The organism is Rhizobium sp. P2_G2, from assembly GCF_056403555.1.
The window spans coordinates 1-8494 of sequence record NZ_JBFUFF010000172.1; the positions used below are offsets into that span (position 1 = coordinate 1).

The window sequence follows — 8494 nt, forward strand, 5'->3', positions numbered from 1 at the left end:
GCATGGTGCGGTCGATCGACATCTTTTGCGGCACATAGCCGACCTTCAGGCCGGCACGCTGCGCCACTTCGCCCTCGCTCTGCTCGATCAGGCCGAGCGCCATGCGCGCCGAGGTCGATTTGCCGGAACCGTTGGGGCCGATCAGGGTGACGATCTCGCCGCGGCCGACGGAAAAACTGACGCCGCGCACCAGCCATCGGCCCTTGCGGCTGACGCCGGCATTGTCGAGGCGGACGAGGATATGCGGTTCGAGCGTGCGCTTGAGCATGAATTTTTCCGGTCGCGAGGCTTGGCAGCCCTTATGGCATACGTTATAGCGTAACGCAATTTATGTAATAACATTACCTGCCCATTGCCAGGGATAGGTCGAAAGACAAAGGGATCAAGCCGATGCGGCGATTGCTCTGGACGGCAACTTTGCTCGCAGTGCTGCCGATGACGGCGCTGGCGGCGCCCAAGGTCGTGGTGTCGCTGAAGCCGGTGCATTCGCTGGTCGCGGCACTGATGCATGGCGTGGGCGATCCGGATGTCATCATCGACGGGGCTGCGTCACCGCACACTTACCAGATGAAGCCATCCGATGCCGCCAAGCTGGAAGGCGCCGACATCATCTTCTGGGTTGGGCCGGACATGGAGAAATTTCTGGAAAAGCCGCTGGCGACCCTCGGCGCCAATGCCAAGGTGGTCGAACTCGATCATGCGCCCGGCCTGATCAAACTGCCGGTGCGCGAGAGCGGCACGTTCGAGCCGCACGCCGATGACGGCCCGGCCGTGGCCGGCCACAAGGAAGCCGACCTGCATCTCTGGCTCAACACCGACAATGCCAAGGCGATGGCAATCCAGATCGAAAAGACACTTATCAAGGCCGATCCGGCCAACGCCAGGATTTACGCCAAGAATTTTGCCATCCTCGACGATCATCTCGATGCGCTCGCGGTGGAGATCGGCAAGACGGTGTCACCGGTCAGGGATAAGCCGTTCATCGTCTTCCACGACGCCTATCAATATTTCGAACGCCAGTTCGGCGTCACCGTTGCCGGCTCGATCACCGTCTCGCCCGAAACCCTGCCGGGGGCGGCGCGCATCGCCGAGATCCATGACAAGGTCAAGTCGCTGAAAAGCACCTGCGTCTTCGCCGAGCCGCAATTCGAACCAAAACTGATCGACGTGGTGCTGGAAGGCACCGACGCCAAATCCGGCGTGCTCGACCCAGAGGCCGGCACGCTGCCGAAAGGCGAGGGGCTCTATTTCGACATGATGCGCAATCTGGCCAAGTCGCTGAGGGATTGTTTGGGGAAGTGAAGTTTTCCCTTTCAGCCTGATGCCATGCAGTCCCGGGTGCTGACCGCGCGAAATTCTGCAGTGCCTATGCCAGAAGACCAAGCCGCCGGCCAAGGGCGGCTGCTTCGCCTCGGGACTTTGCATTCAGCTTGGCGAGGATCGACGAGATGTGATGGTCGACGGTTTTTGCCGAGACGAAAAGTCTGCCGCCGATCTCGATATTCGTCCGTCCCTCCTCGATCAGGCGCAGCACATCCATCTCGCGGCGCGTCAGGCCGGCTGAATTGGCGCGCGTGMTTGCTCTCGGTCCACGCGCCGCAACGCGGCCGTTTCTTTGGCGGATGACCGCTCTTGCGTGGTCGGCGACCGCTGTCGCGCCGAGCGCTTCGAGCGTCGTCAGCGCACGATATTGCGCTTCCGGGTCGCCTTGCAGCAGGACGATCGCGGAGAGATAGGAGGCGCCTCTCGCGTCCCAGATTTTGGCCGCCGCCTGCCATCGCCCTTCCATCATGTCCACGACGGCCGGGTCGCATTCCAGGCGATCCGGGGCGAGGCCCCGCTCTCCCAGCATGTAGGCCCAGAAATAGATCGTCGAGCGTTCCATGTCGTCGACGGCGAGAGCGTGGGCCTGGCACAGGCGCTGCAGCGCCGAGGTGCGGTCGGCGAGCCCCAACCATGCGCGTTCCGCCATCAGTTCGGCATGGGCGGACAGCCGCTGGAATTCGAGGCCGTTTTCAAGGAACCGCGCCATTTCCGCGAGCAGATCGTCGGCCGGCTCGCCACGCCGGGTTCTGAGCGTTGCCAGCGCCGCAAGCGCGGGATAGCGGGACAAGGCGGGGGCATTCTGATTATCGACCACGGCCTGCGCCGCCATGGCCGCCTCCTGCCAGCGGCCGAGGGAGAGCAGCAGTTCCGACAGTTCGCCGCGCATATAGTCGCGCCAGGTGTCTATGTCGCGTTCCACGCAATAGGCGATGCCGCGGTCGAGGAAATCTTGGGCAATGCCGGGCGAATGAAGGCGTCTTTCCATCCAGCCGCGGTTGGTGAAAGCGCGCGCGGCATGTTCCTGGAAATCGTGGTCGAGTGCGATCGCCAAGGCCCGATCCAGCAATGCACGCGCCCGATCGGGCTCTTTGTGGTAGATCGCTGTCCCGACATTGTTCAGCGCGTGGCAGAGAATATCGGGCCTGTCGAGCGCTCCGGCCGTCAGCAGCGCGATGGCGCGGTCGCCAAACTCGGTCGCGGTTTTGGTATCGCCGGCCAGCATTCCTAATTGCGACAGGTTGGAATAGGTCATGGCAAGTTCGGCATGCGGAGGGATGGCCTCCAGAATATCGACGGCCTCGTTTCCGAAGCGTTCCGCATCCTTGCGATGGCCCGCGAGATAGCTGAGCCTGGAGAGCCAGCGCAAATTTTCGCCAACGCGGGCCAAATCTCCCAATTCCCGATGTAGGTCCACGGCGTGTTTCTGTGCTGCGATGGCGCGTTCCATCTGGCCAATCAGATGACATTCGAAGGCATAGCTTTCGTAGAGTGCGGCGCGTTCGGCCTTGCCCAGCGCGGCGGCATGCGCCAGGGCCAGTTCATAGTGCCGCACCGCCTGCCGGTGGGCGCTCAGGCGTGCGGCTTCCGCCGCGGCCTGCGGTGCCAGTTCGAGGATCGCTGCGATATCCTGCGCTTCGTTGGCATGATGCACCATCTGCGCGATCGAAACATCTTTCGTGCTGCGGAAGAACGCCAGCGCTTCGCCGTTGAGCGCACGCCGGCGCAGCGGCGGCAGCGACTGCTCGATCGCCTGGCGGGCGATCTCGTGGCGAAACATCAAGCCTGCGCCTGAGGGCATCAGGAGTCCCGAGGCGATGCAGGTTTCGAGCGATGAACGGGTCGCCGCGCCGCAGATCGCTTCGATCAGTTCGGGCACGAAGGCGTCGGGCGAGATCGCCGCTGCCGCCAGCACATCCCTGTCGACCGCGGATAGCGTATCGGCGCGCGCCAGGATGGCATCGCGGATGGTGGCAGGCAGGCGCTCGCACTCGCCGGCCTCGACAAGTTCGGTGACGAAATAGGCGTTGCCGCCGGTGGCGTGGAATATCGCTTCGCCGTTGAGACCGCGCTCGCCGGCCAGATCGAGGACGGCTGTCCTGGTGAGCGCCGGGACGGCGATCCGCAGCCAATGCGCAGGCGGTATGTCGGCCAGCAATTGCCGCAGCCGCGCCTGGCTGGTCGTATCGTCATTTCTCGCCGTCATCGCAAGTAGGATGCGGGTATGGCGAATGCGCCTTCCGAGATAGCGGATGAGGTTCAGAGTCGCATCGTCGGCCCAGTGAATGTCTTCAATCACGAGCAAAGTAGTGGCGCTGGTCTCGTTCAAAAGACCTAGGATTTCCGAGAAAAGCGCGATCCAATTGCCATCGAACGCATTGGCCAGCGTCCATCCGGCGTCGCGCGCCATGTCTCGCAGAGGACCGAGCGGTTCAGCCGTGCCGAAATTCTCGCAGGCGCCGTACAGCACATGCGTGCCGGCAGGAACCGTGCGCGAAAACGCTGCCGTGAGCGACGACTTGCCGGCGCCGGCTTCCCCTTCGAGCAGCACGACGCTGCCGCTGCCGTCGGCTGCCTGACGCAGCAACGACTGCAACTGCTCGAGATAGGAGGCACGCTCGATAAGTCGCATGAGAATGAATGTTTCCCCTCTGAACCCAAAGGTCACGTTCTAAAAATGGGGAATATTCACGAAGAAAATGGGGAATCACTCCGATGTGAACAGCCGTGTATGGCTGTAGCTCTTCTCCGGTAAATTCATCGATCCAGATCTGAGGAGTCCCGCATGCCCAAGTTTCTTATCGAGCGCAACATAGCCGGCGCCAGCAATCTGACCGCCGAGCAGCTGCGCGACATTTCCGCGGCGTCGAACGCCGTCGTCGCCCGCCTCGACGAGCCCTACAATTGGGTGACGAGCTATGTTGCCGGCGACAAGATCTATTGCGTCCATGAGGCCGAGAGCGCCGAGACCGTTTACCGCCACGCCCGCGAAGGCGGTTTCCCCGCCGATCTCGTCACCGAGATCGCCTCCGAGATCGGCCCACAGACGGCCGCAAGGGCGTAAGTCTTTGGCGCAACAGGCATTCAATCCGCGATGGATCACGCGGTGCGGCGTTTCGAGCGAAGCTCCGCACCGCGTTTGCCTGATCGCCGGTTGCGCCGCGAGACGCCCGGTCCGGTGCCACGAGCGCTTCTGGCGATTTCGGAACAAATCCCGCTCCCAGGCCTTTGCCCTTCGATCAACGGCCCGCAAGGAAAGGAGCGAGACGATGAAAACCAGGATTTTTGCCACGCTGGTGGCGCTTGGAGCGCTCGGCGCCGGACAGGCATTGGCAGGAGAAGTGGTGGTCGTGCCTGACGAGGTCGATCACTATGTGGTCGAACAGCCCTACGATGACGATGCCACGATCGACGGTGATGTCATTGTCGGCGATGAACTGCCCGATACGGTGATCGTCCACCGCGTGCCCAAATACGAAGATTATGACTATGCCGTGGTCAACCGGCACCGGGTGATCGTCGAGCCGTCGACGCGACGCATCATCCGCGTCTATCAGTGACGTGAACGAAAAAGGGCGGCCCATCTGAGGGGCCGCCCTGGATCGCGCCCGGCGGTGGCGCGATCGTGCCTCTTGCAGGCCGTTTGCCTGTTCGAAGCAGTACCTACTTGGCGGCCGGCTTCAGGCTGCGCATGATATCGGTGATCTTGGCCTGGTCGGCGTCTTCGGAACCCTTGGTGCCCCAATAGGTGAAGACGAGGTTCTTGTCGGCGGCGACGGTCACGGCGGCGAGGCCGATGGTCACTGCGCCGTCCTTGTCGGTGCCGGCCCACGAGACCGTGAATAGCGGCAGGCCGTTCAGCGTGCCGTTTTCCTGCTTGGCCGACTTGTCGTCGACGGTCACCCCCTGGTCGCCGAGATACTTGATCGCAGCCTTGACGGTGGCGTCAGTGTCGGCGGCGCTGGCCACGTCGACCGACAGGTAAACGGCATTGTCCGGCGACGTGGCGTCGATGCCGGTATCGGTTTCCTTCGGACCCCAATCGTCCGGAATGGTCATGGTGGCGACCGGGGCGTCGCTCGGGAAGCTGATTTCACCGGCTTGCGCAGTACCCGCGAGCAGGAGAGCGGCGGCGGCCGCGAGAATGAGATTCTTCATTGGATGTCCTCCGATTGCACTGGGATTGTGCGGGAGGGGTTATGGCACAATGGGGTGGAGGCAGGGGGAGATTTTGGGGGTGCACCCAAAAATGGTCGGAGGGGGCTGGGGTGGGATGTAGGCAATGAGAACGCGGCCTGATCTGTGTGTCCTTGCAGCCTCGATCCCGGGTCAGTCAACAGCAAGTTCCGCTCAAGCTTGGCGACATCCCCATCCCGTGCTATTGACATGCGACATACTGTCGCAGTCCGAGATGAGCGCAACCCTTGCCATGGAGGCATTCCGTGCCGGTCTTCGAAATCCTTCCCAAGAACGACAACCAGGCTTTTTTGAGCGTGCCGGTGGCGCTGTCGAATGGCGGTTTTGCGGTGCTGGTCGACGACACCGATTTTGGCGATGGGACCTCCGAGCGGCATCTGATGCTGGTTGTCTACAAGTCAGACGGTGCCGGCGGCTTTGCGCTGGAGACGCGGACGGCGATCGAGGGTGACTTGCCCGGTGTGTTCTCCGCCCAGGTCGATACGCTGACGATCCAGCCGATGCGGGGCGGCAATCTCGCCATTTACTACAATCCGCTATTCAGCGACGGGGGCGACATCAAGGAACATGTCGTGGGCAAGATCTTCACCAGCGACGGCCTGGTGCTTGACGATGCCTTCATACTCATTCCCGACCGCGGCAGCTACCAGTTCCTGGAAAGCGACTTCGACTTCGACCCGCGCGACCGCGACCTGGCGGTGATGTCGGCCCGGGACGAGAGCCTGGCGCCGTTCGACCTCTTTCGCTACGACGATACCGGCGACACGCCCAAGCTCAAGAAGATCGAGACGTTCGAGAACGTCGGGAACAGCCAGTTCTTCGCCTTTGACGACGGCAGCCTCTACGCAGCCGAGCCGCTCAATGATTTCCACATGACCTTGTTGCACAAGGGCGCCGAGAAGGCGCCCGGCTGGTTCATTCCGGCTGATTCCGAGGCGCTCTACGCCGTCGGCAACCGTATCGCCACCGTCACCCTCGGTGGGCCGGTGCTGCACGGCAAGCAGACGTTGAAGCTTTTCGAGCGCGGTGAGGAGGATGCGGTCGCCGTCAGGATGCTGTCGCATGCCGGCGATGGGCCGATCGTCAATCCCGGCCAGAATGCCCAGCCTCTCGTCCACGAGATCCATGGCGTCGGCTTTGCCGTGCTGCAGGGCGTCCTCACTGCACCGGACCAAGTGCAACACAGCATCGACGTTTTCGATCTCGACGGCGATCTGGTCAAGACCTTCGATCTTGATCTCGGCTTCGCAATCGACGGCTTCGACATGCAAGGCGTCGTCGTCGAGGGCAAGGATCAGATCAAGCTCGTCTATATGGCGATGGAGGAGATCAACGGATTCCAGTTTCATACGGAGGCTGCAAGCGTCAGCTTCAACCTGGCGCTCGACCTCGAAGGCACTTCCGCATCGGACGACATTTTCGGGCTCGGCAAGAACGACAAGCTCACCGGCTTCGAGGGCGCGGACCTGATGCGCGGCAATGCCGGCAACGACGTCATCCGCGGCGGCGAGGGCGACGACAGGCTCGAGGCGGGCGCCGGCAATGACCGGCTGTTCGGCGATGATGGCGATGACACGATCGACGCCGGCCCGGGTGGTGGCAATGATGAATTGTTCGGCGGTGATGGTAATGATGAGATCCTCGGTGGCAAGGGTGATGTGCTGATCCGCGCAGGGGCCGGCGATGATTCCGTGTTGGCCAATGACGGCAAGGACAATGTCGACGGCGAGGCCGGCAATGACGAGATTCTCGGCTTCGACGGAGATGATCGCCTCACCGGCAGCGAGGGCGACGACAATGTGGTCGGCGGCAAGGGCAATGACAGGATCGACGGCGGCGAGGGCCACGACATCTTGTCAGGCGGCGCGGGCACGGATCGGTTGATCAGCGGCCAGGATGGCGACGATCTCACGGGGGGAGCCGGCAGGGACATCTTCGTCATCGACGACGACGATTTCGTCATCACCGTCATCCACGATTTCCGCCACGGCCAGGACAAGATCGATCTTTCGGCGCTCGACCTGTCGTTCAAGACGCTGGAAAAGGCCGCGTCCAAGGGCCATTTCGAAATCGATGTCGGTGGCAAGGAGGCGGCACTGCTGCTGCTCAACAACGTGCATTCGGTTGATGAGTCGGATTTCATCTTCTGAAAGGTGCGGAGGCGTCGCATGCATCCTGTCTGGATCGACGGAAAGCCATCGTCTCCGGGGCGATATCGGTGCGTCAAGGCTGGTTGGCCGGCCTTTCGCCTGCGCTCCGGACGTTTGAAGCTGTCGTCGATTCACTGGATCGATTGCTCCGCTGCGCGGACCACCGCTCGCCAAAACGCGTCGCACTTCCGGATTCGGTCGACGCGGTTCATCTGCTCGTTTCGTGCATGTCGTTATCCCGAAACCGGAACCGCTTTCGAGAGACATGCTTCGGCGCAGCTTATTGCACCGGCTTGAGCGAGTTGAAGATGGCGCCGATCTCGTCGCCGTGCTTCTTCTGCTCTTCGGTGCCGCCCCAATAGGTGATGACCAGGGTCTTCTCAGCATTGGCGGCGAGCGCGGTGAAGCCGATCGTCACCGGGCCGTCATTGTCCTTGCCCTGCCAGTAGACATTGTAGGCATCCATGCCGTTGAGCTTGCCCTTCTCTTCCTTCTTGGTCGATTCATCGACCGTAACCTTCTGGCTGTTGAGATAGTCGATCGCTTCCTTGAGCGTCTCGTTGGTGTCCTTGGCGTCCTGCGCGTCGATCGAGAAATAGACCGCGTCGTCATCGGACGAAACCTCGATGCCGGAATCGGTCGGCGTGGTCTTCCAGGCGTCCGGAATGGTGATCGTGGCGACGGGCGCGTCAGCCGGGAACTTGACTTCGCCCGCATGGGCGGTGGTGGCGAGAAGCAGGGCGGCGGCGGCCGCGAGGATGAGATTTTTCATTGGGGTTCCCTCCGATTGCACTGGGATCGTGCGGGAGGGGTTATGGCACAAC

Annotated in this window: 8 protein-coding genes; 4 read left to right on the top strand and 4 right to left on the bottom strand. The window is 62.2% G+C overall.

Annotation, left to right across the window (positions count from 1 at the left end; genetic code table 11):
• On the bottom strand, positions 1-268 hold a 268-nt coding region (locus tag AC1D06_RS40595), incomplete at its 3' end, for an ATP-binding cassette domain-containing protein (RefSeq protein WP_477991123.1).
• Between the two features lie 113 nt (positions 269-381).
• Between AC1D06_RS40595 and AC1D06_RS40600 the strand changes: the two genes are divergently transcribed.
• On the top strand, positions 382-1302 hold the full coding sequence (locus tag AC1D06_RS40600; protein WP_477878608.1) for a zinc ABC transporter substrate-binding protein: 921 nt from the start codon (positions 382-384) through the stop codon (positions 1300-1302).
• Between the two features lie 64 nt (positions 1303-1366).
• Here the strand turns inward: AC1D06_RS40600 and AC1D06_RS40605 are convergent, their stop codons facing one another.
• A complete protein-coding gene (locus AC1D06_RS40605; RefSeq protein WP_477991124.1) occupies positions 1367-3955 on the bottom strand; it encodes an ATP-binding protein in 2589 nt (862 codons plus the stop codon).
• 153 nt (positions 3956-4108) lie between these two features.
• Between AC1D06_RS40605 and AC1D06_RS40610 the strand changes: the two genes are divergently transcribed.
• Positions 4109-4387, top strand: coding sequence for a DUF4242 domain-containing protein (locus AC1D06_RS40610; protein ID WP_477878599.1), 279 nt, complete (start codon positions 4109-4111; stop codon positions 4385-4387).
• A 205-nt stretch (positions 4388-4592) separates the two neighbouring features.
• Positions 4593-4883, top strand: coding sequence for a DUF1236 domain-containing protein (locus tag AC1D06_RS40615; RefSeq protein WP_477878600.1), 291 nt, complete (start codon positions 4593-4595; stop codon positions 4881-4883).
• A gap of 103 nt (positions 4884-4986) precedes the next feature.
• Here AC1D06_RS40615 and AC1D06_RS40620 read toward each other — a convergent pair whose 3' ends face one another.
• Positions 4987-5481, bottom strand: a complete 495-nt coding sequence (locus AC1D06_RS40620; RefSeq protein ID WP_477878601.1) for a histidine kinase — start codon at positions 5479-5481, stop codon at positions 4987-4989.
• Positions 5482-5765: 284 nt separating this feature from the next.
• On the opposite strand from AC1D06_RS40620, the gene AC1D06_RS40625 reads away from it, so the two are divergent.
• Positions 5766-7670, top strand: coding sequence for a calcium-binding protein (locus tag AC1D06_RS40625; RefSeq protein ID WP_477991125.1), 1905 nt, complete (start codon positions 5766-5768; stop codon positions 7668-7670).
• 280 nt (positions 7671-7950) lie between these two features.
• Here the strand turns inward: AC1D06_RS40625 and AC1D06_RS40630 are convergent, their stop codons facing one another.
• Positions 7951-8442 carry a histidine kinase gene (locus AC1D06_RS40630; RefSeq protein ID WP_477991126.1) on the bottom strand — a complete coding sequence of 164 codons (492 nt, stop codon included), beginning with the start codon at positions 8440-8442 and terminating at the stop codon, positions 7951-7953.
• Between the last annotated feature and the right edge of the window lie 52 nt (positions 8443-8494).

What these genes read in the sequence shown, in the direction of transcription:
- AC1D06_RS40610 (WP_477878599.1), top strand. Translation starts at nt 4,109, where the DNA reads ATGCCCAAGTTTCTTATCGAGCGCAACATAGCCGGCGCCAGCAATCTG.
- AC1D06_RS40615 (WP_477878600.1), top strand. Translation starts at nt 4,593, where the DNA reads ATGAAAACCAGGATTTTTGCCACGCTGGTGGCGCTTGGAGCGCTCGGC.
- AC1D06_RS40620 (WP_477878601.1), bottom strand. Translation starts at nt 5,481, where the DNA reads ATGAAGAATCTCATTCTCGCGGCCGCCGCCGCTCTCCTGCTCGCGGGT.
- AC1D06_RS40630 (WP_477991126.1), bottom strand. Translation starts at nt 8,442, where the DNA reads ATGAAAAATCTCATCCTCGCGGCCGCCGCCGCCCTGCTTCTCGCCACC.